Raw genomic sequence first — 22,402 nt, 5'->3', positions numbered from 1 at the left:
TTCAATGGCCCAGCCGGGCCCGGATGCGGTCATACGATTCCAAGCCGGCGAGCGGCCCCAGGGCCGTCACCACCGGCTCACTCTCCAACAGCCGGCGGGCGCACCGTTCCACAGCGTCCACGTCCACCGCGTTCACCCGGGCCAGCATCTCCGCCACCGGGATGGGGCGGCCGTGGATCAGCATCTGCTGCCCCACCTGCTCGCACCGCGCCATGCTGCTTTCCAGGGCCATGACCAAGCTGGACTTCAGCTGGGCGCGGGCGCGCGCCACCTCATCCTCGCGGATGCTGCCCACCAGGTTGGCGACCTCGCCACAGACCACGGGCACCAGTTCCGCCACCTGTTCCGGTCCCGTGCCGGCATAGATGCCGAACAGGCCCGCCTCGGCGAAATGGCTGGCGAAGCTGTAGATGCTGTAGACCAGCCCGCGCTTCTCCCGCACCTCCTGGAACAAGCGGGACGACATGCCGCCGCCCAGGAGGGTGGACAGCACCTGCGTCGCGTAGTTGTCCTCGTGATGGACACCCACCGCCTCGAATCCCAGCACGACGTGGGTCTGTTCCAGGTCGCGCTCGTCCCGGAAATCGCCGCCGCGATAGCTGGCCTTTTCGTGCGTCCAGTCCCGATGCTCCGGCAGGGCGCCGAACATCCCGGCCGCCATGTCCACCATGCGGGCATGCTCAATTCGGCCGGACGCCGCCACCACCATGGCCGGGCCGGAATAATGACCCTGCACATAGGCGTTCAGATCATCGCGGCTGAGCCTCTCCACGATCTCCGGCAAGCCCAGCACCGGGCGGCCCAGCGCCTGGCCGGGAAAGGCCGTCGCCTGGAAATGGTCGAAGATGATGTCGTCGGGCGTATCCTCGGCCTGGCCGATCTCCTGCAGGACGACCGTGCGCTCCTTGGCCAACTCGTCGGCATCCAGGCTGGCGTGCTGCACCATGTCCGCCACGATGTCCAGGGCCAGGCCCGCATCCTCCTTCAGCACCTTGCCGTAATAGGCCGTGTGCTCCCGCGTGGTGTAGGCGTTCAGGTGGCCGCCCACATCCTCGATCTGCTGGCTGATCTGATAGGCGTCGCGCTTGGGCGTGCCCTTGAACAGCATGTGCTCCACCAGGTGGGCAACGCCGTTGACCTCGGGCGCCTCGTCCCGCGTGCCGACGCCGACCCAGACGCCCAGCGACACCGTCTCCACCCCGGTCATGCTGTCGGTGACGACACGCAGGCCGTTGTCCAGCGTGGTGACCTGGATTCCGCTTCCGTCGCTCATTGGGCGGCTCCCGTGACGCGGGATTTGGAGCGCACGAAGGCTTTCACCGCCTCGACGTCGTTGGGCAGGACGGTCACGCGCTCCTCCCGTTCATAAAGGTCGGCCAGATGGCGGGGCAGCGGCGGGTGCACGCCGGTGGCCGCCTTGACCGCGTCCGGGAACTTGGCCGGATGGGCGCAGGCCAGCGACACCAGCGGTACCTCGGCCGGCACGGTGCCGGCGGCGCGGGCCTGGGCGGCGGCATGCACGCCCACCGCCGTGTGCGGGTCCAGCAGATAGCCCGTGGTCTCGAACACCCGGCGCATGGTTTCCGCCGTCTCATGCTCACCGGCGCGGAAGCCGTCGAACAGGCCCCGCGCCTCGGCCAGCTGGCGCTCGTCCACCGTGAAGCGGCCGCTGGCGGCGAAGCCGTCCATCACGCCCGTGACGGCGGCACCGTCGCGGCCCAGCAGATCGAACAGCAGGCGTTCGAAGTTGCTGGACACCTGGATGTCCATGCTGGGGCTGATGGTGGGGACCACACCATTGGTGGCCATGGTGCCGGACTGGAAGAAGCGGGTCAGGATGTCGTTGCTGTTGGTGCCCACAACCAGGCGCTGGATGGGCAGACCGAGGGCCCGGGCGCCATAGGCGGCATAGACGTTGCCGAAGTTGCCGGTGGGAACGGAGAAGGCCACCGGCCGGTCCGGCGCGCCCAGGGCCACGCCGGCCGCCAAGTAGTACACCACCTGGGCCAGGATGCGGGCCCAATTGATGGAGTTGACGGCGGAGATGTTCAGCTCATCCCGGTAGGCCTGGTCATTGAACAGGGCCTTCACGATGGCCTGGCAGTCGTCGAAGGTCCCTTCCAACGCCACATTGTGCACGTTGGGCGACAGGACCGTGGTCATCTGCCGGCGCTGCACCTCGGACGTGCGGCCCTTGGGGTGCAGGATGACGATGTCTACCAGCTCACGGTCCCGGCAGGCCTCGATGGCGGCGGAACCGGTGTCGCCCGAGGTGGCGCCTACGACGGTGATACGACGGCCGCGCTTGGCCAGCACATGGTCGAACAGGCGGCCCAGCAGCTGCAGCGCCACGTCCTTGAAGGCCAGGGTGGGGCCGTGGAACAGTTCCAGCACCCAATCCCCCTGCCCCAGCTGGGTCAGCGGGGTGACGGCGGCGTGGGCGAAGCTGCCGTAGGCGTCATGCACCAGGGCGCGCAGCTCATCCTGGGAGATGGCGCCGCCCATGAAGGGGGTCATCACGCGGGTGGCCAGCTCGCCATAGCTGAGGCCGCGCAGGGCGCGCAAGGCGCTGGCGTCGAAGGCCGGCCAGGCCGCCGGCACATACAGTCCGCCGTCACGGGCCAAGCCCGCCAGTAGCGCATCCTCAAAGCCCAAGGCCGGCGCCCGGCCCCGCGTGCTGATATAATCCACCCTAGGCATCCATCCCTTGGCTTAACTTGAACCCCTACAGTAGCCAGTGGCGCCAAGGTCCCGCAAGCCCGCCGGCCTCCCATGGAAACATGGGTGATTCGCACGGGAAGACCAGCGGCGTGTCAAGGCCCCGGCGCGGGGTTCCAGGACATCCAATTTTCCCGGAAATGACACTTGGAAACCGCCTTCGGTTGCGCTGCAATAGAACCGATGGTCGGGGCATGCCCCCGCCGTTCAATAGCAACATTCCCCGCCAGGATGAACCGGACGAGGCATCGTTCCGGAACGCCGTGGGGTCTTCGAGATGGGGCGTTCCGCGGCACCATGGGGCTGATGCACGCGATCATGCTGGCCGGTACCCTGGCGGTGGTGGCGGGCCTGATCATCCTGGTTCTGGGCAAGTTGGGCGAGGCGGCGGTGGAACGCCAGCCGGACTTCCGCCATGCCCTCAGCCGCCTGCCCCTGGGTGCCCAGATCGAGAATCGGCTGGAGGGGCGCGAAGCGGAGCTGCGCGCCGAATTAACGGCCCTGCAAGGCGCCTTGGGCGAGGTGCGCCGCCGCCGCTACGCCCTGGACAAGGACCTGGAAGACGCGCGCCGCAGCGCCCAGGCGCCCGTGCGCGTAGTGGGGCGCGAGGACGCCGGCCTGAACCGCTTCGTCGCCTGGATGGTCAACCGCCTGGTGCAGCAGGCCCAAGGCGACTCCAAGACCGCCGTGGCGCTGGACCCGGAGTGGGCCGGCCCGCAGATGATCGAAGTGTGGTCGGAAAACCTGGCCGACGCCCGGCGCGACCTGCAGCGCTATTTTCCCGCACCCTTGGGCTATGTGCTGCTGAGCATCCAGCTGGCTAACAGCGGCAAGGCCGACGCGGCCGCGCAAAAGGAGAGCACGGCATGATCGCCTTGATGCTGACCCTGCTGGCGGTGACGGTCACGGCAGGCCTGACCGGGGAACGCGCCTGGACCCGCGTCAGCGAGGCCAAGGCCCGCCGCCGCCAGGCCCTGAACCGGCAGCGTGAACAAAGCCAGCGCATCCGCCGCCTGGCGCGCGCCACCTACAGCCTGAAGCAGCAACGCCGCCACATCCAGCTGACCATGGAGACATTGCAGGACGAATGCGCGCGGCTGGAGCAGGACATCAAGCGCATCGCCCGCCCGGAAAACCGCATCTTCGTGCTGGAGGAGCGCCGCAACCCCGCCGACGCCGCCTGGATCGCCACGGTGGAGGTGGGCGGCACCGTCGCCGACAGCGCCCTGCCCGCCGCCGTGCCGTGGCAGCGCCGCCGCTTCCTGCTCTGGGCCGGCGACGACGAGGGGGCAAGGGCACGCCTGGAACGCCGCTTTCCCCATGGCAGCGGCTTCCGCGTCAGCCAGCTGATGCTGCGCCCCAGCCACGCCGCCGCCCCACCGGCCGCCACCAGCGGCGGGCTGGAGACTCGGGCGGCAAAGGCCGCGCGCATTGCGGCTAGTTAGTTTGGTTCCTCAGACGCCGGCAGGCCCATCGGGGCCTTTGGCTTATCCTCGCCTTTCAGTCCACTGCGTTCCCCGAAAGGCTCCGGCGGCCCTGGTCGGGGCCTAGGTCGCTGCGCTCCCGCTTGCCCTCGCTGTCGGGCACTCAGTCACTCTCCACCCGGCTGAAGCGCAGGTAGGCGATGACCGCCAGGGCAACGGCCAGGCAGTACCAGGTGATGGCGTACTGCAGATGATCGTTGGGGATGGTGACGCGGGTCTGGCCGCCCACGGGGAAGCCGCCGGGGTTGGGCGTGGCACCGGCCTCCACCACCACGGGCTCCGGCACCTCGGTCCCCGCCTTGGCCGCCATGGCGGGCAGGTCGTACCAGAGCCAGAAATTGTCGTTCACCAGATTGTCCGGCTGCATCCAGCCGCGCGGCGGCGGCACGCGGGCCACCCCGTCCACCGTCACCTCGCCTTCCAACTGGCCTTCAGGCCGGCGCGCCGGGTCCTTGCCCTGGGTGGGAACCCAGCCGCGATCGACCAGCACCACGCCGCCGCCGTCCGCCCGCACGAAGGGCGTGACGACGTCGTAGCCGGGGGCACCCTTCAGGGAGCGGGCGCCCAGGTATAGCTCATGATCGTTCAGGAAGTGGCCGGTGATGCGCACCCGGCGGTAATCCCAAGCCTTGGGATCATCGATCTTGGCCGGCAGCTCGGCCGGGGCGGCCGCCATCTGCTGTTGGATGTGGTCCAGGATGCCCTGCTTCCAGAACAGGCGCTGCACCTGCCAAGTGCCCAGGCCCGCCATGAACAGGATGGCACCGCCAGCCACCAAGCCGCCCCAGAAGGTCGGGCGGAAGCGCCGGCGCCCCTTCGCGACGGGGCCGGGTGTGGCGCCGGTGGGGGAAGCGGTGGACGAAGAAGTCATGCGCCAGGATTCCTATCGCTGTCACTATCGCCATGCCCCGCGCCATGTCCGGGCATGTCTTCATGGGGCCCCTCGAATTCGGCCCGGCGGTAGCGGTATTGCAGGGCGAACACCACGCCCTTGGCCGGGCGCAGCAGGCCCAGCGTGCCACCCAGGATGACAACGCCCCAGACCAGGCCGGTCAGCCATAAGGGCCAATCCACCCGCATGGACACCATCAACGCGACGGGCACGATGACGAAGCCCAGGATGAAGATCAGGAAGACGGCCGGGCCATCGCCACTGTCGCCCCGGGCCAGTTCGAGGCCGCAGACGGGGCAACGCTCCGCCACGGTGAGGAAACCCACGAACAAATCGCCCCGACCACAGCGGGGACACTTGCAGCGCAAGCCCGCCAGGATCGGGGCGACGGAGGAGGCATCAGGTTCCAAGGTTCATTTCCGTCAGGAACGGAGCGACGGTCCCGGCGTCAGTGCGGGATCACGCCGCGCGGCGTGGAACCCCACCAGTAGATGCTGACGAACAGGAACAGCCAGACCACGTCCACGAAATGCCAGTACCAGGCCGCGGCCTCGAAGCCGAAGTGGCTCTTGGGCGTGAAGTGGCCGGCGCGGGTGCGGAAGAAACAGACGATCAGGAAGATCGTTCCGACGATGACATGGAAGCCGTGGAAGCCGGTCGCCATGAAGAAGGCCGAGGTGTAGGCGTTCTGGGCGAAGCCGAATTCGGCGTGCATGTACTCGTAAGCCTGGAAGCAGGTGAACAGCAGGCCCAGCAGGATGGTGAAGCCCAGGGCCCGGGCCGCTTCCTTGTTGCGGCCCTCGACCAGCGCATGGTGCGCCCAGGTGACCGTGGTGCCCGACAGCAGCAGGATGACGGTCATCAGGATGGGCATGTCGAAGGGGTTGACCGGTTCGATCCCCTTGGGCGGCCAGACGCCGCCGTTGGCGGCAACGCGGCCGATCTGCTGCGCCTCGTTGAAATAGATGCTGGTGTCGAAGAAGGCCCAGAAGAAGGCGACGAAGAACATGACTTCCGACGCGATGAACAGCGTCATGCCGTAGCGCAGGCCGATCTTCACCACCGGGGAGTGGAGCTTGCGCACCACCGATTCGCCGATGACGTCACGCCACCAGGCGAACATGACACCCAGCACGCCCAGGAAGCCGACGATGGCCAGGATCCAGCCATGACCATGCATGCCCAGCACGGCGCCGCTGGTCAGCAGGCCCGCCGCGACGGAGGCGACCAAGGGCCACGGGCTGGGGTCCACCAGGTGGTAGGGCTGCTTTATGCCCTCAGAATTTCCGGGAGCGGAGTTAGCCTGGACATCAGCCATGTTCTTGTTTCCCTCGGATCAAAACAACGCGGTGGTCGTCAGATATCGGCGGACATTGCCGCCCCGGTCCTTATTGGTGCCCTCCCTGGTCCCCCGCGTTCGGGGGACTGGACACACCCTTGGTAAACGTTCCTGCCCCGCCCGTCCAGAGGTTGTACAGTGGCGAAGCCGTTGCCCGGGTACGCTTTAGCCGCCCGGACGCGCTTTGACGGTCTGGTCCTGAACGGCCGCCGCCGTCTGGTCGGCCGCCAGGAAGAAGGTGTAGGACAGGGTGATGGTGGCCACGTCCTTCATGTGCGGATCGTCGGCCAACGAGGGGTCGACGAAGAAAGTCACCGGCATGTCCAGTTCCTGCCCCGGCTCCAGCCGCTGGCGGGTGAAGCAGAAGCACTGGATTTTATTGAAATAAATGCCGGCCTTGTCGGGGGTGACGTTGAAGGTGGCGGTACCCACCAGCGCCTTGTCCGACAGGTTCTTGGCGTGGTAGCGGATCTCTCGCACCTCCCCCAGCTTGACCTGCACGGCATTCTGAAGGGGACGGAATTGCCAAGGCAATTCCCGGTTCACTTCGGCATCGAAACGAACGGTGACGGTACGGTCGATCACGCGGTCGGCGCCCCTCTCCGCCACCTGTGTCGTGCCGCCGAAGCCGGTGGCCTTGCAGAACACCTGGTAGAGCGGCACGGCGGCGAAGCTGAGCCCCACCATGGCGGCCACAATGGTCAGCGCCCCCACCAGCATGCGGCGGTTGCGCCGGGCCAGGTCGGGCCGCGCGGGCTGAGTATGGGGGGAATCGGGACCTGGGGTGTCAGCCAACCTGTCGCCTCCCTGGCTTTGACGACGACCCTTGCGGTGGGCGGCCGTCCTTGCGCGCGATGGCGGGTTCGCCCGCCGAATTCTTATTGGGAAAAAGGTTACTGGCCTTGCGCGTGCAGCCCCATGCGCACGATGGCCACGACATAGATCAATGCCACGAAGCCCAGCAGCGAGAAGAATAGCGCCAGGTTCTTGCCACGCTGGCGGCGCGCCCGCTCGGCCGCGTCGAGGACGGGCTCGGCCGAGGAGGAGGTGCCAGCGGGGGTACCGGTGGGATTGACGGTGTTGGCCATGCGGTCGGGGTTCCTATGCGGAGGGGCCCTCTCAGGCGAGGGCGTCAGGCCACCAGCTTCTCACCGATCAGGATGGCGAGCAGCAGGAAAAGGTAGAGGATGGAATAGGCGAACATCTGCTTGGCGGCACGGTGGGTCTTGTCCAGCATGACCCGCACGGCGCAGAGGATGAACAGCAAGCTGAGCACCGTGGCGCCCACCAGATAGGCCATGCCGCCCACGCCGAACCAGTGCGGGGCGATGGCGATGGGCAGCAGCAGCAGGGTGTAGACCAGCATCTGGCGCTTGGTGGCGGTCTCGCCCGCCACCACGGGCAGCATGGGTACGCCGGCGCGGCTGTAATCGCCGCTGCGGAACAGGGCCAGCGCCCAGAAATGCGGCGGCGTCCAGAAGAAGATGAGGCAGAACAGCAACACCGGGCCGATGCTGACGTCGCCCGTCACCGCCGCCCAGCCGATCATGGGCGGAAAGGCGCCGGCGGCCCCGCCGATGACGATGTTCTGCGGCGTGCGGCGCTTCAGCCACATGGTGTAGACGAAGACGTAGAAGGCGTTGGCCACGCCCAGGATGGCGGCGGCCACCCAGTTGACCGCCAGGCCCATCAGCAGCACCGAGGCCACGGACAGCACGACGCCGAAGGCCAGCGCCTCATCCGGGTTGACCTTGCCCTGGGGGATGGGCCGGCCGCGGGTGCGCTCCATGACGGCGTCGATGTCGCGGTCGTACCACATGTTGATGGCGCCGGCGGCACCGGCGCCCACGGCGATGCACAGCAGGGCCACCACCGCCAGGACCGGGTGCAGGGTGCCCGGCGCCACCACCAGGCCGGCCAGGCCGCTGAACACCACGAGCGACATGACCCGGGGCTTCAGCAGGGCGATATAGTCGGCCACACTGCCCGGCAGGCTGGCGGCCTGGGCCGGGGCGGTCTGGCCTTCGAAGGCGGTATCGGTCATCTGTCTTCGCATCTCATCCGACGTCGTCGGCTCCATGCGGGGAACCGATGGCGTCTTTAATCAGGCAAAACCGCGCGGGAAGCCACCCCTCCCGCGCGGTCGTCGCCTATGCAGCCGGTGCCACCCTCAGCACCTTACTTGATGCGGGGCAGAACCTCGAACTGGTGGAACGGCGGCGGGCTGGACAGCGTCCACTCCAGCGTCGTCTCACCGGTGTTCCAGTAGTCGGCGCCGACGCGCCGGCCGAACATCAGGGTATAAAGGGCCATCACGACGAAGAACAAGGTGGAGCCGAAGGAAATGTAGGCCCCGATGGAGGAGATCTGGTTCCACATGTGGAACGCGTCCGGATAGTCCGGAATACGGCGCGGCATGCCCTGCAGGCCCAGGAAGTGCTGGGGGAAGAAGATCAGGTTCACGCCGATGAAGGTGGTCCAGAAGTGCAGGTGGCCCGCCCATTCCGGATGCTCCCGGCCCGACATCTTGCCGATCCAGTAGTAGTAGCCGGCGAAGATGGCGAACACCGCACCCAGGCTCAGCACGTAATGGAAGTGCGCGATGACGTAGTAGGTGTCGTGCAGCATCACGTCCAGGCCGCCGTTGGCCAGCACCACGCCGGTGACGCCGCCCACGGTGAACAGGAAGATGAAGCCGATGGCCCAGACCATGGGCGGCTTGAACTCGATGGAGCCGCCCCACATGGTGGCGATCCAGGAGAAGATCTTAACGCCCGTGGGCACGGCGATGATCATGGTCGCCGCGGTGAAGTAGGCGCGGGTATCGACGTCCAGGCCCACGGTGAACATGTGGTGCGCCCAGACGATGAAGCCCACCACGCCGATAGCGACCATGGCGTAGGCCATGCCCAGGTAGCCGAACACCGGCTTGCGCGAGAAGGTGGAGACGATCTGGCTGATGATGCCGAAGGCCGGCAGGATCATGATGTACACTTCGGGATGGCCGAAGAACCAGAACAGGTGCTGGAACAGCAGCGGGTCGCCGCCGCCGGCCGGGTCGAAGAAGTGGGTGCCGAAATTGCGGTCGGCCAGCAGCATGGTGATGGCGCCGCCCAGCACGGGCACGGCCAGCAGCAGCAGGAAGGCGGTCACCAGCATCGACCACACGAACAGCGGCATCTTGTGCAGGGTCATGCCCGGCGCCCGCATGTTGAAGATGGTGGTGATGAAGTTGGCGGCACCCAGGATGGACGATGCGCCCGCCAGGTGCAGGGCGAAGATGCCCATGTCGACCGAGGGGCCGCTGTGTCCAACGGTGGAGGACAGCGGCGGGTAGATGGTCCACCCGGTGCCGGCGCCCGGGCCGATCAGTGAGGACGAGACCAGCAGCAGGAAGGCCGGGACCAGCAGCCAGAAGCTGATGTTGTTCAGGCGCGGGAAGGCCATGTCCGGCGCGCCGATCATCAGCGGCACGAACCAGTTGCCGAAGCCGCCGATGACGGCGGGCATGACCACGAAGAACACCATGATCAGGCCGTGGGCGGTGATCAGCACGTTCCACTGCTGGCCGATGTCGGCCGACAGGTGGTTCAGGATCTGGATGCCCGGCTCCTGCAGTTCCATGCGCATGATCACCGAGATGGCGCCGCCGATGAGGCCGGCGATCACGGAGAAGATGAGGTAGAGCGTGCCGATGTCCTTGTGGTTGGTCGAGAACAACCACCGCTTCACGAACCCGGGCTTATGGTCGTGATGCGCGTCATGAGCCGTATCGTGGGCTGCGTGCGCCATAATTCCAGTTCCCCTCGTTAATCTCTGCCGGGGTTAAATGTCAGACGGGGCGGGCTCAGCGCGCGGCGCCATTGTCCGTCGCCAGGGCGGTCCTGGTGGCCCCTTTCGCGGCCTCGAGCGACGCGAGGAACTCGCGGCCCGCGTCGATGCCGGCGGTCTTGGTCTTCTCGGCCCAGGCCTTGTAGTCCTCCTTGCTGACGGCATGGACGACGATGGGCATGAAGCCGTGGTTGGTGCCGCAGATCAGCGTGCACTGGCCATAGAAGGTGCCTTCGGTGCTGGCCTGCAGCCAGGTCTCGTTGATACGGCCGGGCACGGCGTGCAACTGCACCCCCAGCGAGGGCACATACCAGGAGTGGATGACGTCGGCACCGGTCAGCAGCAGGCGGACCGGCGTGCCCACCGGCACCACCATCTCGTTGTCCACGGTCAGCAGGCGGGGCTGCCCCGGCTTCAGGTCGCTGTCGGAGACGATGTTGCTGTCGAAGGAGATGTCGTTGTTGTCCGGGTATTCGTAAGACCAATACCACTGGTGGCCGGTGATCTTCACCGTCATCTCAGGATTGGGCGTGCGGTCGCCGTAGTAGAGGACGCGGAAGGACGGCACGGCCACGATCACCAGGATCAGCACCGGCACCACGGTCCACGCCACCTCCAGCAGGGTGTGGTGGCTGGTCTTGGACGGGACGGGGTTCGCGCGCTTGTTGAAGCGCACCATGACCGTCAGCAGCAGCAGCGACACGAAGGCGACGATGCCGATGATGATGTAGAGCAGCAGGTTGTGGAAGTTCTCCAGCTGCACCGCCACGGGCGAGTAGGCATGCTGCATGCCCAGCTTGCCCGCCTCCGGCATGCTCACCACCGGGTCGGCCAGCGCCACGGAAGCGCGCCCCGCCAGGGCCGTCAAAAGGGCCGCGAAGGCGGCGGCGTTCTTGCGTACGGACATCCCTTACCACTCTCTCGTTGCCGGGGACGCGCGACACGTCCCACCCGAAGATTGTCCTGGTGACCCACGCCGGCCCCGCACGCCCCCTGTTCAGGCGCCGCACCGAACGCGGGATGCCGTCCCATCCTCCCGTTTATTATGGGGGCCCGTCCTTGATCGACCTGCCCCCGCCCCCACCTCCCGTTGCGGCGGGACGAAGCGGCGACGGCGTCGGCGATCGGGGCACCTGTCCGGGAGTTTAGACCCAGCATCGCAAGCGTCCCCGATGGTTAAGGGACACCTGCATCGTGGCAGACCATAACGTTCCCAATCCTTGACGTAAAGCGGACAACGCGTCCCAGCGCATACCGTTGGGCGCACTGACCCGCCCGCCGGACCCGCCAGGGTGGCGCAAAAGCGGCCCGGCGCTACAGCCTTGGCGTGCTTGAGGATTCCCGATCCCGTCCCCCCACCTTCGAACGGCGGCCTTTCCCCTGGCGATGGCGGCATCGACGCGCCATGTTATGAAGGTCATGCCCCGCCCGGGTGGCCGGCCCCGCGGCCGCCCCGGCTTTTCGGCCCGTTCCTTGGAGTTTCGCGACCATGAGCCTGCTCGCCCAGACCGACGATCTGTTTTTCACCCGCGCCGGACTGGACCGCGCGCGCACCGAATCGATCGTCGCCGACGCGCTGAAGGGCGGCGACGATGGCGAGCTGTTCCTGGAGTACGCCCAGTCCGAAGGCGTGTTCTGGGATGACGGCAAGCTGAAAAGCGCCAGCTTCGACACCACCCAGGGCTTCGGCCTGCGCTCCGTCGCCGGCGAGACCACGGGCTTCGCCCATGCCTCCACCCTGACGGAGGAGGCGCTGAAGCGCGCCGCCGCCACCGTGCGCACCGTACAGGCCGGCCATGGCGGCACCTATGCGGAGCCGCCGGTGGGTACCAACCGCGCCCTCTACGCCGCCGACAACCCCTTGGCCATCGTGCCGTTCGAAGCCAAGGTGAAGCTGCTGGCCGACATCGACGCCTATGCCCGGGGCCGTGACCCGCGCGTGCGCCAGGTCAGCGCCAGCCTGACCGGCGAGTGGCAGGCCGTGCAGATCATCCGCGCCGACGGCCACCGCGTGGCCGACATCCGCCCGCTGGTGCGCCTGAACGTCTCCGTGGTCGTCGGCGAGGGCGACCGCATGGAGGCCGGCAGCTTCGGCGCCGGCGGCCGCCTGGCCTATGAGCGCTACATGCAGCCGGAAACCTGGCGCCACCATGTCGATGAGGCGCTGCGCCAGGCCCTGGTCAACCTGGCCGCCATCCCGGCGCCGGCGGGCGAGATGCCCGTGGTCCTCGGGCCCGGGTGGTGCGGCGTGCTGCTGCACGAGGCCATCGGCCACGGGCTGGAGGGCGACTTCAACCGCAAGTCCACGTCCGCCTTCTCCTCCCTCATCGGACAGCGGGTGGCCGCCCCCGGCGTCACCGTGGTGGACGACGGCACGCTGGAGGGGCGCCGCGGCTCCATCACCGTGGATGACGAGGGCACGCCCAGCCAGTGCAACACCCTGATCGAGGACGGCATCCTGGTCGGTTACATGCAGGATCGCATGAACGCCCGCCTGATGGGGGTGAAGCCCACGGGCAACGGCCGCCGCCAGGGTTTCAGTAGCGTGCCCATGCCGCGTATGACCAACACCATGATGCGCTCCGGCGACCGCACCAAGGAGGAGATCCTGGCCTCGGTGAAGCGCGGGCTGTACGCCGTGAACTTCGGCGGCGGCCAGGTGGACATCGTGTCGGGCAAGTTCGTCTTCTCCGCCTCGGAGGCCTATCTGATCGAGGACGGCAAGATCGGCCCGTCAGTGAAGGGCGCCACCCTGATCGGCAATGGCCCGGACGCCCTGACCAAGGTCACCATGATCGGCGACGACAGCTGCCTGGACGAGGGCATCGGCGTCTGCGGCAAGCAGGGGCAAAGCGTGCCGGTGGGCGTGGGCCAGCCCACGCTGCGCATCGACGGCCTGACCGTCGGCGGCACCGCCGCCTGAATCGGATACGAGGGAGGGTGGCCATGGGCAAGAGCCCGGACGAGATGATGGCCGCCATCCTGCGCAACCTGCCGGCCAAGACCGGCCGGGACGCGGGCGCCTGGACCGCCCTGATCAAGGCGGAGGGGCCGGCCGAGCCCAAGGCCTGCGCCCGCTGGCTGAAGCAGGCCCACGGCTTGGGCGGCGCCACGGCACAGGTGCTGGCGGCCCATGCCCTGGGCGGGATCCATGACCTGTCACCGGAACAACGGCTGGATAAGCTGTATCAAGGGCGGGAGGCCCTGCGCCCCATTGGCGACAGGTTGACCGCCCTGGCCCTGGGCCTGGGCGTGGATGTCACCAGCACCGTCCTGTCCACCATGGTCTCCTTCAGCGTGGGATTGAAGTTCGCGGAGGTTAAGCCGGCGGGTAAGGGCCGAATCGACCTGGGCCTGGCCTTGGGCCGGGAGCCGCTGCCGCCAGGCGCCGTTTCCCTGAGCCCGGTCAAGACCGCGGATCCCAGCGATCGCATCACCTACCGAATCCCATTGGCCTCGGTGGAGGACATCACCGAGGAGGTCGCCGCCTGGCTGGCGCGCGCCCATGCCCGGGTCGTGACCCGCGATTGAATTTCCGCCGCCATCGCGGCAGGGACCCCGCCGTCGCCCAACCGGCCGGACGGCGACCTCAAGCCGGCGCACGGGCCACTTCCCCGCCAAATTCCGGATACCCTACCAACCGTCCGGAACGCCGCCGCGTTAGGGGGATCTTTGCGCGTTTTGGCCATTCCTGCGGCCTGGATGCGTCAGACGCGGGACTGGATGGAAACCGGTATCAATTTTGCAACGCTTCCGGACAAAAGACTGGTTGCCCACATCGCCGAGGTACGCATAAATCCGTTTGTTGCGTTGTCCACATCAAACGGAGTTCTTATGCGTCACTATCAGTTATTGGCAGCAACTTTTGGTCTCGCCCTGCTCACGGCCGGTTGCCAGACCCAGCCGGACGCCGCCCAGACGGCCAACGCCGCCGCGCCCAAGGCCGCGGCCCAGCAGCGGTGCGTGAACACGGGCAGCCGCCTGGCCGGCAATTGCAACGACGTCGGCCACGCCGACCCCAAGGATATGCTGAACCGCCCGCTGGGCACCAAGGTCCCCGGGTCGTAAGCCTGCGGATCACGCGATGGGAATGACGCCACCGGTTTCCGGGGGGAAGCCAGATGGTGTCCCAAATGGCGTCCCAGATGGCGTCGATTATAGGGAGGAATCCCCGGCCATAGCCGGGGGCCACATAAACAACGCGAGGCACCAAGGTCCGCTGAACGGCCAGCCTCAGTACGCGTATTCGGCGTAGACGCGATCGATATCGCCGCCCCATTCCCCGTTGAACTTGTTCAGCAACTCCGTGGCCGGCGAAACGCCGCTGTCCACGATGGCCTGCAGCGCGTCCAGGAAGTGGCTTTCGTTGTCGCCCATGCCGGCCAGGCGCGCCCGGTTGTCCAGGCCGCTGCGCGAAATGGCCACCGTCTGACGTGCGAGGTCCAGGACGGTGCCCTTGCGGAAGGGCGTATCGAGACCCAGGCGCGGCACGTTGTTGCGCAGTTGCGCCCGCTCCTCCTCCGTCCAGTCCTTGATCATGTCCCAGGCGGCGTCCAGCGCCGTGGTGTCGTACAGCAGGCCCACCCACAGGGCCGGCAGGGCGCACAGGCGGGCCCATGGGCCGCCGTCGGCGCCGCGCATCTCCAGGAAGCGCTTCAGCCGCACCTCGGGGAACAGGGTGGTCAGGTGGTCCACCCAGTCGGTGATCAGCGGCCGCTCACCCGGCAAGGCCGGCAGTTCCCCCCTCAGGAAGGCGCGGAAGTCCTGGCCCGAGGCGTCGATGTACTGGCCGTCGCGATAGACGAAGTACATGGGCACGCCCAGCGCATGGTCGGCGTAGCGCTCGAAGCCGAAGCCATCCTCGAACACGAAAGGCAGGTCGCCGCAGCGGTCGGGGTCGGTATCCGTCCACACATGGCTGCGCAGGCTCTGGAAACCGTTGGGCTTGCCTTCCTTGAAGGGGCTGTTGGCGAACAGGGCCGTGGCGATGGGCTGCAGCGCCAGGCTGACCCGGAACTTCTTCACCATGTCGGCTTCGGAGCTGAAGTCCAGGTTGACCTGCACCGTGGAGGTGCGGGTCATCATGTCCAGGCCCATGGTGCCCTTCTTGGGCATGTAGTCGCGCATGATGCGGTAGCGGCCCTTGGGCATCCAGGGAATATCTTCCCGCTTCCACTTGGGATTGAAGCCCAGGCCGATCATGCCGATGCCGAGATCGGCGCCGATCGCGCGCACCTGGGCCAGGTGCTCCGACACCTCGCCGCAGGTCTGGTGGATGGTGCTGAGCGGCGCACCCGACAGCTCGAACTGGCCGCCCGGCTCCAGCGTGATGCTGGCCTGGCCCTTGGTCAGGGCGATGATGTTCTCGCCCTCCTTCACCGGGGCCCAGTCGTAGCGGGTCGCCATCTCGGACAGGATGCGGCCGATGCCCTGCTCGCCCTCATAGGGCAGCGGACGGTTGTCGCCCAGGCGGAAGGCGAACTTCTCGTGCTCCGTGCCGATGCGCCAGGCATCCGCCGGCTTGTTGCCCTGTTCCAGGTATTCGACCAGCTCGCGGCGGTCGGTGATGGGGGCACCCGGGCTCTTCGGCGGCGCAGACATCAGGTCGGTCCTTCTTTACAAGGCTTGGCTTCACAAGGCTTGGGTATCAAAGCGCGGCTGGGGGCCGGGGACAGGGAACGGGATACTCAACGGAACGGCGGGCGCGCGTCCTGCCCTGGGGCGGCGGTCCAGTCGCCCGCCAGCGCCTGCCACAAGGCAAGCACAGCGAAAGCGGCCGTGTCCGCCCGCAGAATGCGTGGACCCAGTCCTACCGGGACAACAAAGGGTGTTTTGGCAAGCTGGTCAAGCTCACCGGGATGGAGGCCCCCCTCCGGTCCCACAAGGAACGCCGCCGGGCGCCCCGACGCAGTAGCCGCCGTCACAGCCGTGGCCAGGGGCTGGGCCGCCCCCGTCTCCGCCGCCACAAACAGCGTGCGATCCCGGGTCAGGGGGCTGGCGGACCAGCCGGCCAGCACGGACGACAGGTCGGCCAGCGGATCGACCACGGGCACGGAAAGCCGCTCGCACTGTTCCGCCGCCTCCACCGCGTTGGCGCGCAGGCGGTCCAGGTTCACCCGGGGCACGTCGCCCCGGCGGGTCAGCACGGGGCAGAGGCGGGCCACGCCCAGCTCAGTCGCCTTTTCCACCACGTACTCGGTGCGACCACCCTTCAGCGGCGCGAACAGCAGCCAGACGTCCGGCACCGCCACCGGCGGCCGCGTCTGTTCCAGCAGGGTGATGGTGCCGCCCGACTTGGTCAGCGCCGATATCTCCCCCAGCCATTCGCCGCCGGCCTCGTTGAAGGCCAGCAGCCGGTCGCCGGGCGCCTGGCGCAGCACGCCGCGCAGATAGTGCGCCTGGTCGCCCGACAGCGGTGCCGACTGGCCGGCGGCCAGGGGCGTGTCGATATGCAGGCGGGTGCGGGGGCGGTCGGCCATGGGGTCAGTCGCGGAGAAAGGAGGCGGAACGGGAGAGGTCTAGATGCGGAACAATCATTCCTTTGTCCATTCTACCATTGAACACTCGAGCATTTTTCAAGGGTCTGCCCGTCCGCCTGAAGGGTGACCGGCCGCCCTTTCTTGACGGCCAGGTTCCCGCTAAGGTCCCTGCAAACACCTGAACAAGGCTTTCCCGCATGCCCAGCGAAACCATAGGCGCCGGCCATACCGACATCCGCCAGGGCGACTGGATCGACCGGCATGTGCCGACCCGCGCCCGCCCCTATGCTCGGCTGGCGCGGCTGGACCGGCCCATCGGCACCTGGCTGCTGCTGCTGCCGGGGCTCTGGTCCATCGCCCTGGCCGCGGAACCCGGCCACCTGCCCAAGCTGTGGCTCATGCTGCTGTTCGCCGTGGGCTCGGTCGTCATGCGTGGCGCCGGCTGCACCATCAACGACATCATCGACCGCAAGTTCGACGCCCTGGTGGAACGCACCCGCGTGCGCCCCATCCCCAGCGGTGCCGTCAGCGTGCCCCAGGCCATCGCCTTCCTGATCGCCCAGTGCCTGGTGGGCTTGGCCGTGCTGGTGCAGATGAACCGGCCCACCATCGTCATGGGCGCCGCCTCGCTGGTGCTGGTGGCCGCATATCCCTTGATGAAGCGCATCACCTGGTGGCCCCAGGCCTTCCTGGGCCTGACCTTCAATTGGGGCGCCCTGCTGGGCTGGGTGGCGGTCACGGGCGAACTCGCCTGGCCGCCGGTTCTGCTCTACGCCGGCGGCATCCTGTGGACCCTGGGCTACGACACCATCTATGCCCACCAGGATCGCGAGGACGACGTGAAGGTGGGCGTGAAGTCCACCGCGCTGCGCTTGGGCGCCGCCTCCAAGCGCTGGATCCTGGGCTTCTATGCCGGCGCCACGGCGCTGTGGGCACTGGCCCTGGTGGCTGCCGGCGTCCACCCGCTGGCCTACCTGGGCGTGGCCCTGACCGGCGGCATGCTGTTGCGCCAGGCCTGGCAGTGGCGCCCCGAGGATCCGGCCGACAGCCTGGCCGCCTTCCGCGCCGCCCGCGTCGCCGGCTGGGTATTCCTGGCCAGCATCATCCTGGGCATGGCGGCCGCGTCTTGAGCGAGACCGATCGCGCCGCCTTCATCCACGCCAACACCGCCCCGGAAGCCCCGGCCCTGGTGCCGGAGCTGACACTGCTGACCGCCAGCGAGATCACGCCCCTGTGGCAGGCGACGGAGGCGACGCTGGCGGCCAAGGATCTGCCGCCCCCCTTCTGGGCCTTCCCCTGGGCCGGCGGGCAGGCCGTCGCCCGCCATGTGCTGGACCATCCGGAGCTGGTGCGGGGCGCCCGCGTCCTGGACTTCGCCGCCGGAAGCGGTCTGATCGCCATCGCCGCCGCCAAGGCGGGGGCCGCCAGCGTCACCGCCGTCGAGATCGACACCTACGCCATCGCCGCCATCGCACTGAACGCCCGGCTGAACGGCGTGACCGTGACGGCGGTGGAGCGCGATGTGGTGGGCCAGCCCCTGACGGACATCGATGTCGTGCTGGTGGGCGACGTCTGCTACGAGAAACCGATGGCGGAGCGTGTCATGGCCTGGCTGCGCGCCCTGGCCGGCGACGGACTGGTGATCCTGATGGGGGATCCCGGCCGTACATACCTGCCGAAGGACGGGCTGGTTCCCCTGGCCACCTACCGCGTGCCGACGACGCTGGAGCTGGAGGACCGCACCCACCGAGACAGCGTCGTCTGGCGGGTGGAGGCTTGACCTGGCGGGGCCGCATCCGCTCCTTTACCGCCTGATTCCCTACCCTGGACGTTTCCCCATGCCCTACGCCTCCCTGCGTGAGTTCATCGACCGGCTGGAACAGTCGGGCCGCCTGGTGCGGGTCAAGACCCCGGTGTCCACTGTGCTGGAGATGACCGAGATCCAGACCCGCCTGCTGGCCGAGGGCGGCCCCGCCGTCCTCTTCGAGAACGTGACCAAGGCCGACGGCACCCGGTCGGAAATGCCGGTACTGATCAACCTGTTCGGCACGGTGGAGCGGGTTGCCTGGGGCATGGACCGGGAGCCGCATGAGCTGCGCGACGTGGGGGAGACGCTGGCCTTCCTGAAGCAGCCGGAGCCGCCGCGCGGCCTGCGCGACGCATGGGAGATGCTGCCCCTGGTGAAGACCGTCATGGCGATGCGCCCGCGCACGGTGGGCAGCGCACCGTGCCAGGAGGTGGTGCTGACCGGCGACCAGATCGACCTGGGCCGCCTGCCCATCCAGAGCTGCTGGCCCGGTGAACCGGCGCCCCTGATCACCTGGCCCCTGGTGGTGACGCAAGGCCCCACGGCCAACGACAGGGATGGCATGGCGGAGGACCGCTTCAACCTGGGCATCTACCGCATGCAGGTGCTGGGGCGCGACCGCACCATCATGCGCTGGCTGAAGCACCGCGGCGGGGCCCAGCATCATCACCGCTGGAAGGCTGCCGGCAAGCGCGAGCCCCTGCCCGCCGCCGTGGTGCTGGGCGCCGATCCCGGCACCATCCTGGCCGCCGTGACCCCGGTGCCCGAAACGCTGTCGGAGTACCAGTTCGCCGGCATGCTGCGCGGCAAGAAGGTGGACTTGGTCGACTGCAAGACCGTGCCGCTGAAGGTGCCGGCCCAGGCGGAAATCGTCCTGGAAGGCTACGTCTCGCTGGACGAGTACGCGGACGAAGGTCCCTACGGCGACCACACCGGCTATTACAACTCTATGGAGAAGTTCCCCGTCTTCCAGGTCACGGCCATCACCATGCGCCGCGACCCCATCTACCTCTCCACCTTCACCGGCCGGCCGCCGGACGAGCCGTCGGTGCTGGGCGAATCCCTGAACGAGGTCTTCATCCCCCTGCTGCGCCAGCAGTTTCCGGAGATCATCGATTTCTGGCTGCCGCCGGAGGGCTGTTCCTACCGCATCGCCGTGGTGTCCATGCGCAAGGCTTATCCAGGCCACGCCAAGCGGGTGATGATGGGCGTTTGGTCCTTCCTGCGGCAGTTCATGTACACCAAGTGGGTGATCGTCGTGGACGACGACATCAACGCCCGCGACTGGAAGGACGTGATGTGGGCGGTATCCACCCGCATGGACCCGGCCCGCGACATCACCGTCATCGAGGGCACGCCCATCGACTATTTGGACTTCGCCAGCCCCGAATCCGGCCTGGGCGGCAAGGTCGGCCTGGACGCCACCAACAAGCTGCCCCCCGAAACCCACCGCGAGTGGGGCGAGAAGATCGCCATGGACCAGGGCGTGGTGGAGGAGGTCAGCCGCAAATGGGCCAGCTATGGCCTGCCAGGGACTGGGAAGCCGATCTGGCGGAAGTGAGGCATCCACTGGCGCAACGGCAGCCCACGGCATATGCTGGGGGCATGGCTGAAACCGTCATCCGTACCACTGTCGACAAGCTGTCAGACGAACTTGCCCCCTTCGCCGGCAACCGCCGCGTCGAAGTGCGAATCATTGACGCGACGGAGGAAGAGGCGGAAGCCCATATCCGGGCCATACTCCAGGCCAGAGCATCAGATGGGCAAACACCTATCCCCGCGGAAAAGGTGTTCGGTGACCTGAAAGCCCGCTTGCTCGAAATGAAAAAGGCGCAGGCTCAGTGAGCCTATGCCGAGGGCCTTCTTCCATCCCTTGGCTGAGCAAGACCTGAAGGACATCACTTATTTCATCGCCCAGGACGACGTGGATCGTGCGCTCGCGTTCGCTGAAGAACTTGAGGCCATCTGCCAGAAGCGCGCTCTTTTTCCCGCCGCCGGAAAGGCTTGCGACCATCTTCTGTCTGGCGGCCGTTGTTGCCCTTACAAGGACTATATCATCTACTACCGCTCAGTCCCAAAACTGAACGCGATCGAAATTCTCCATATTCTTCATGGTGCTCGCGACCATGAACGCATCATGCGGGACGAGCATTACGGCCACTGATCGGCCTCGATATCCCGGATCGCTGCCGCCAGCCACATGACCGTCGCCGCGTCCGTCTCCCGGGCGCCGGGCTGGACGAAGCCGAAGTGCAGCAGGTGCTGGTCCACCACCGCCGGGGCCATGCCGCAGGAGGCGTGGACCTCGGTCACCCCGGTCTGGCGGATGAGGTCGACGGCGTTGTCGGGGGTGACGCCGCTGCCGGCCATGATGCTGATACGGCCCTGGGCGTGGTCCACCAGCTCGGCGATGGTTTCCGCCCCCTCGACCGCCGTGCGGGCGCAGCCGGAGGTCAGCACGCGTTCGAACCCCAGTTCGATGGCGATATCCAAGGCCTCGATGGGGTCGGGGGTCAGGTCGATGGCACGGTGCAGGGTCATGCCCAGGCCGCCGGCACGGTCCACCAGGATGGATAGGGCGGCGGCGTCCAGTTCACCGCTGGGCAGGCTGGCGCCCAGCACCACGCCGGGCAGGCCCAGGGCCCGCACCGTGTCAATATCATCCCCCATGACGTCGAGGTCGGCGGGGCCATAGACGAAGTCGCCCGGCCGGGGACGGATCATGGCGTAGGCGGGCCGCCCGCTGGCCGCCGCCAGCGCCATCAGGCCGCGGGACGGCGTCAGGCCGCCCACCACCAGGGCGGCGCACAGCTCCAGCCGGTCGGCGCCCCCCTTGATGGCGGCGGCCACCCCTGCCGGGCTGTCCACGCACACCTCAAGCCGCACGCGATTCGCATCCACCCGGGTCATGCCCGCAGTCCCCTTTTCAAGCCCTGTTCCGTTCCAGCCACCGGGCGCCCAGGATGGCCGCCCCCAGCATGCCCGCCGCCCCGCCCAGCGCCGTGGGCACCAGCAGCGGCGTGCCCGTGCGGCGCAGGATACGGGCCCGCACCGCCTGGTCCAACGCCGAAACAAGGGCGGCGTCGGACGACAGGCCGCCCCCCACCGGCACCAGGCCGGCGCCCACGGCGTTCACCACCACCGCCAGGGGATCGGCAACCAGATCGACATAGATGTCCATCGTACGCGTGGCATCGCGGTCGCCGGCATGCCAGGCCGCCGTCAGCGCCTGGCTGTCCAGCCGCACGCCGTGCAGGGCGTGGTGCAGGCGCTCCAGCCCCCGGGCGCCGCCAATGGTGTCGACGCAGCCGGCCTGACCGCAGCCGCAGGGAAGGCGGGCCAAGGTGATAGGCGGCGCACCCGCCACCTGCTTCACCACCGGCCCATGGCCCCACTCCCCAGCACCCGGCACCAGTTGGCCGCCCACCACCAGGCCGCCGCCCACGCCCGTGCCCAGGATGATGCCGAAAACGGTGTCCTGGCCGCGCGCCGCCCCCACCGTCGCCTCCGCCAGGACGAAACAGGCGGCGTCGTTGCCCACCACCACGGGGCGGCCCAACGCGGCCGTCAGGTCGGCCACCAGGGGCGTGCCCGTCAGGCAGGGGATGTTGGCGCAGCTGGCCAGCCCCGTCGCGGGGTCGATGTCACCGGCCAGCGCCAGGGCCACCGGCGCGTCCTCGGGCCCTGGCGCCTGATCGATCAGGCTGGCCAGCGCCTGGACGAAGGCGGCGCGGTCGCGGGCCGGCGTCGGCACCCGGCCAACACGGGTCAGCGCCCCTGTCACCGCGACATCTGTACTGGCTGTCCCCAGGGAAATGTATGACCCGCCGATATCGAAACAGTATATCAAGA

Annotated in this window: 24 protein-coding genes; 10 read left to right on the top strand and 14 right to left on the bottom strand. The window is 67.9% G+C overall.

Features of this window, described 5'->3' with window-relative positions; genetic code table 11:
- Window position 1 precedes the first annotated feature (1 nt).
- Both FBZ88_RS11825 and thrC read right to left on the bottom strand, forming a co-directional pair.
- Entirely contained in the window at window positions 2-1,273 is a 1,272-nt protein-coding gene (locus FBZ88_RS11825) for a M16 family metallopeptidase (RefSeq protein WP_145617059.1), read from the bottom strand.
- Window positions 1,270-2,691, bottom strand: a complete 1,422-nt coding sequence (thrC, locus tag FBZ88_RS11820) for a threonine synthase (RefSeq protein ID WP_145617057.1) — start codon at window positions 2,689-2,691, stop codon at window positions 1,270-1,272. Before thrC ends, FBZ88_RS11825 begins: the two co-directional genes overlap by 4 nt.
- Before the next feature lie 324 nt (window positions 2,692-3,015).
- Between thrC and FBZ88_RS11815 the strand changes: the two genes are divergently transcribed.
- Entirely contained in the window at window positions 3,016-3,588 is a 573-nt protein-coding gene (locus tag FBZ88_RS11815; protein WP_186464353.1) for a hypothetical protein, read from the top strand.
- Entirely contained in the window at window positions 3,585-4,163 is a 579-nt protein-coding gene (locus tag FBZ88_RS11810) for a hypothetical protein (protein WP_145617054.1), read from the top strand. Before FBZ88_RS11815 ends, FBZ88_RS11810 begins: the two co-directional genes overlap by 4 nt.
- Window positions 4,164-4,305: 142 nt before the next feature.
- Here FBZ88_RS11810 and FBZ88_RS11805 read toward each other — a convergent pair whose 3' ends face one another.
- From FBZ88_RS11805 to coxB, 8 genes are all read right to left on the bottom strand, one after another.
- Window positions 4,306-5,073 carry an SURF1 family protein gene (locus FBZ88_RS11805; RefSeq protein ID WP_145617053.1) on the bottom strand — a complete coding sequence of 256 codons (768 nt, stop codon included), beginning with the start codon at window positions 5,071-5,073 and terminating at the stop codon, window positions 4,306-4,308.
- Window positions 5,070-5,420, bottom strand: a complete 351-nt coding sequence (locus FBZ88_RS11800; protein WP_326486328.1) for a DUF983 domain-containing protein — start codon at window positions 5,418-5,420, stop codon at window positions 5,070-5,072. Before FBZ88_RS11800 ends, FBZ88_RS11805 begins: the two co-directional genes overlap by 4 nt.
- 122 nt (window positions 5,421-5,542) lie before the next feature.
- Window positions 5,543-6,412 carry a cytochrome c oxidase subunit 3 gene (locus FBZ88_RS11795; protein WP_040845183.1) on the bottom strand — a complete coding sequence of 290 codons (870 nt, stop codon included), beginning with the start codon at window positions 6,410-6,412 and terminating at the stop codon, window positions 5,543-5,545.
- A 186-nt stretch (window positions 6,413-6,598) separates the two neighbouring features.
- On the bottom strand, window positions 6,599-7,228 hold the full coding sequence (locus FBZ88_RS11790; RefSeq protein WP_281290126.1) for a cytochrome c oxidase assembly protein: 630 nt from the start codon (window positions 7,226-7,228) through the stop codon (window positions 6,599-6,601).
- A gap of 98 nt (window positions 7,229-7,326) precedes the next feature.
- Window positions 7,327-7,521, bottom strand: coding sequence for a hypothetical protein (locus FBZ88_RS11785; protein ID WP_145617051.1), 195 nt, complete (start codon window positions 7,519-7,521; stop codon window positions 7,327-7,329).
- Window positions 7,522-7,565: 44 nt separating this feature from the next.
- Entirely contained in the window at window positions 7,566-8,477 is a 912-nt protein-coding gene (gene cyoE / locus FBZ88_RS11780) for a heme o synthase (protein ID WP_145617050.1), read from the bottom strand.
- 134 nt (window positions 8,478-8,611) lie between these two features.
- Complete coding sequence (gene ctaD, locus FBZ88_RS11775; protein WP_004272470.1) at window positions 8,612-10,225, bottom strand: cytochrome c oxidase subunit I; 1,614 nt, start codon at window positions 10,223-10,225, stop codon at window positions 8,612-8,614.
- Window positions 10,226-10,280: 55 nt separating this feature from the next.
- A complete protein-coding gene (gene coxB, locus FBZ88_RS11770; RefSeq protein WP_145617049.1) occupies window positions 10,281-11,171 on the bottom strand; it encodes a cytochrome c oxidase subunit II in 891 nt (296 codons plus the stop codon).
- A gap of 582 nt (window positions 11,172-11,753) precedes the next feature.
- Here coxB and tldD point away from each other — a divergent pair.
- From tldD to FBZ88_RS11755, 3 genes are all read left to right on the top strand, one after another.
- The gene (tldD, locus tag FBZ88_RS11765) at window positions 11,754-13,187 is read left to right on the top strand and encodes a metalloprotease TldD (protein ID WP_145617048.1); all 1,434 of its coding nucleotides are present in this window, start codon (window positions 11,754-11,756) and stop codon (window positions 13,185-13,187) included.
- 23 nt (window positions 13,188-13,210) lie between these two features.
- A complete protein-coding gene (locus FBZ88_RS11760; protein ID WP_145617047.1) occupies window positions 13,211-13,795 on the top strand; it encodes a DUF5655 domain-containing protein in 585 nt (194 codons plus the stop codon).
- Between the two features lie 192 nt (window positions 13,796-13,987).
- Window positions 13,988-14,332 (top strand): hypothetical protein, encoded by a 345-nt coding sequence (locus FBZ88_RS11755; RefSeq protein ID WP_145617046.1) that lies wholly within the window; start codon window positions 13,988-13,990, stop codon window positions 14,330-14,332.
- Window positions 14,333-14,497: 165 nt separating this feature from the next.
- Here the strand turns inward: FBZ88_RS11755 and FBZ88_RS11750 are convergent, their stop codons facing one another.
- Entirely contained in the window at window positions 14,498-15,865 is a 1,368-nt protein-coding gene (locus tag FBZ88_RS11750) for a glutamate--cysteine ligase (protein ID WP_145617044.1), read from the bottom strand.
- A gap of 86 nt (window positions 15,866-15,951) precedes the next feature.
- Window positions 15,952-16,743 (bottom strand): 16S rRNA (uracil(1498)-N(3))-methyltransferase, encoded by a 792-nt coding sequence (locus FBZ88_RS11745; RefSeq protein WP_145617043.1) that lies wholly within the window; start codon window positions 16,741-16,743, stop codon window positions 15,952-15,954.
- 197 nt (window positions 16,744-16,940) lie between these two features.
- On the opposite strand from FBZ88_RS11745, the gene ubiA reads away from it, so the two are divergent.
- The 5 genes from ubiA to FBZ88_RS11720 are packed head-to-tail and all read left to right on the top strand — an operon-like array spanning window position 16,941 to window position 20,714.
- On the top strand, window positions 16,941-17,873 hold the full coding sequence (ubiA, locus tag FBZ88_RS11740; protein WP_145617042.1) for a 4-hydroxybenzoate octaprenyltransferase: 933 nt from the start codon (window positions 16,941-16,943) through the stop codon (window positions 17,871-17,873).
- On the top strand, window positions 17,870-18,523 hold the full coding sequence (locus FBZ88_RS11735) for a class I SAM-dependent methyltransferase (RefSeq protein WP_145617041.1): 654 nt from the start codon (window positions 17,870-17,872) through the stop codon (window positions 18,521-18,523). Before ubiA ends, FBZ88_RS11735 begins: the two co-directional genes overlap by 4 nt.
- A 58-nt stretch (window positions 18,524-18,581) precedes the next feature.
- On the top strand, window positions 18,582-20,111 hold the full coding sequence (locus tag FBZ88_RS11730) for a UbiD family decarboxylase (RefSeq protein ID WP_145617040.1): 1,530 nt from the start codon (window positions 18,582-18,584) through the stop codon (window positions 20,109-20,111).
- Window positions 20,112-20,155: 44 nt separating this feature from the next.
- A complete protein-coding gene (locus FBZ88_RS11725) occupies window positions 20,156-20,395 on the top strand; it encodes a hypothetical protein (RefSeq protein WP_145617039.1) in 240 nt (79 codons plus the stop codon).
- A 28-nt stretch (window positions 20,396-20,423) separates the two neighbouring features.
- Window positions 20,424-20,714, top strand: coding sequence for a type II toxin-antitoxin system RelE/ParE family toxin (locus FBZ88_RS11720; RefSeq protein ID WP_186464352.1), 291 nt, complete (start codon window positions 20,424-20,426; stop codon window positions 20,712-20,714).
- Here the strand turns inward: FBZ88_RS11720 and FBZ88_RS11715 are convergent.
- Together FBZ88_RS11715 and FBZ88_RS11710 are read right to left on the bottom strand one after the other, a co-directional pair.
- Entirely contained in the window at window positions 20,702-21,460 is a 759-nt protein-coding gene (locus FBZ88_RS11715; protein ID WP_145617036.1) for a copper homeostasis protein CutC, read from the bottom strand. The genes FBZ88_RS11720 and FBZ88_RS11715 overlap by 13 nt on opposite strands.
- 16 nt (window positions 21,461-21,476) lie before the next feature.
- Complete coding sequence (locus FBZ88_RS11710) at window positions 21,477-22,400, bottom strand: ROK family protein (RefSeq protein ID WP_145617035.1); 924 nt, start codon at window positions 22,398-22,400, stop codon at window positions 21,477-21,479.
- Between the last annotated feature and the right edge of the window lie 2 nt (window positions 22,401-22,402).

Origin of the sequence: Nitrospirillum bahiense (genome assembly GCF_007828025.1) — a bacterium.
Taxonomy (GTDB): Bacteria; Pseudomonadota; Alphaproteobacteria; order Azospirillales; family Azospirillaceae; genus Nitrospirillum; species Nitrospirillum amazonense.
Note: the sequence above shows the minus strand (reverse complement) of the source record. Positions and strands in the feature narration are given on the sequence as shown.

Bases quoted from the DNA above. Each gene is read 5' to 3' on its own strand.
- FBZ88_RS11745 (WP_145617043.1), bottom strand. From the start codon at position 16,743: ATGGCCGACCGCCCCCGCACCCGCCTGCATATCGACACGCCCCTGGCC.
- FBZ88_RS11810 (WP_145617054.1), top strand. From the start codon at position 3,585: ATGATCGCCTTGATGCTGACCCTGCTGGCGGTGACGGTCACGGCAGGC.
- ubiA (WP_145617042.1), top strand. From the start codon at position 16,941: ATGCCCAGCGAAACCATAGGCGCCGGCCATACCGACATCCGCCAGGGC.
- FBZ88_RS11725 (WP_145617039.1), top strand. From the start codon at position 20,156: ATGGCTGAAACCGTCATCCGTACCACTGTCGACAAGCTGTCAGACGAA.
- FBZ88_RS11795 (WP_040845183.1), bottom strand. From the start codon at position 6,412: ATGGCTGATGTCCAGGCTAACTCCGCTCCCGGAAATTCTGAGGGCATA.
- FBZ88_RS11805 (WP_145617053.1), bottom strand. From the start codon at position 5,073: ATGACTTCTTCGTCCACCGCTTCCCCCACCGGCGCCACACCCGGCCCC.
- FBZ88_RS11730 (WP_145617040.1), top strand. From the start codon at position 18,582: ATGCCCTACGCCTCCCTGCGTGAGTTCATCGACCGGCTGGAACAGTCG.
- coxB (WP_145617049.1), bottom strand. From the start codon at position 11,171: ATGTCCGTACGCAAGAACGCCGCCGCCTTCGCGGCCCTTTTGACGGCC.
- FBZ88_RS11755 (WP_145617046.1), top strand. From the start codon at position 13,988: ATGGAAACCGGTATCAATTTTGCAACGCTTCCGGACAAAAGACTGGTT.
- FBZ88_RS11815 (WP_186464353.1), top strand. From the start codon at position 3,016: ATGGGGCTGATGCACGCGATCATGCTGGCCGGTACCCTGGCGGTGGTG.
- FBZ88_RS11785 (WP_145617051.1), bottom strand. From the start codon at position 7,521: ATGGCCAACACCGTCAATCCCACCGGTACCCCCGCTGGCACCTCCTCC.
- tldD (WP_145617048.1), top strand. From the start codon at position 11,754: ATGAGCCTGCTCGCCCAGACCGACGATCTGTTTTTCACCCGCGCCGGA.
- ctaD (WP_004272470.1), bottom strand. From the start codon at position 10,225: ATGGCGCACGCAGCCCACGATACGGCTCATGACGCGCATCACGACCAT.
- FBZ88_RS11825 (WP_145617059.1), bottom strand. From the start codon at position 1,273: ATGAGCGACGGAAGCGGAATCCAGGTCACCACGCTGGACAACGGCCTG.
- FBZ88_RS11760 (WP_145617047.1), top strand. From the start codon at position 13,211: ATGGGCAAGAGCCCGGACGAGATGATGGCCGCCATCCTGCGCAACCTG.
- FBZ88_RS11715 (WP_145617036.1), bottom strand. From the start codon at position 21,460: ATGACCCGGGTGGATGCGAATCGCGTGCGGCTTGAGGTGTGCGTGGAC.
- cyoE (WP_145617050.1), bottom strand. From the start codon at position 8,477: ATGACCGATACCGCCTTCGAAGGCCAGACCGCCCCGGCCCAGGCCGCC.
- FBZ88_RS11750 (WP_145617044.1), bottom strand. From the start codon at position 15,865: ATGTCTGCGCCGCCGAAGAGCCCGGGTGCCCCCATCACCGACCGCCGC.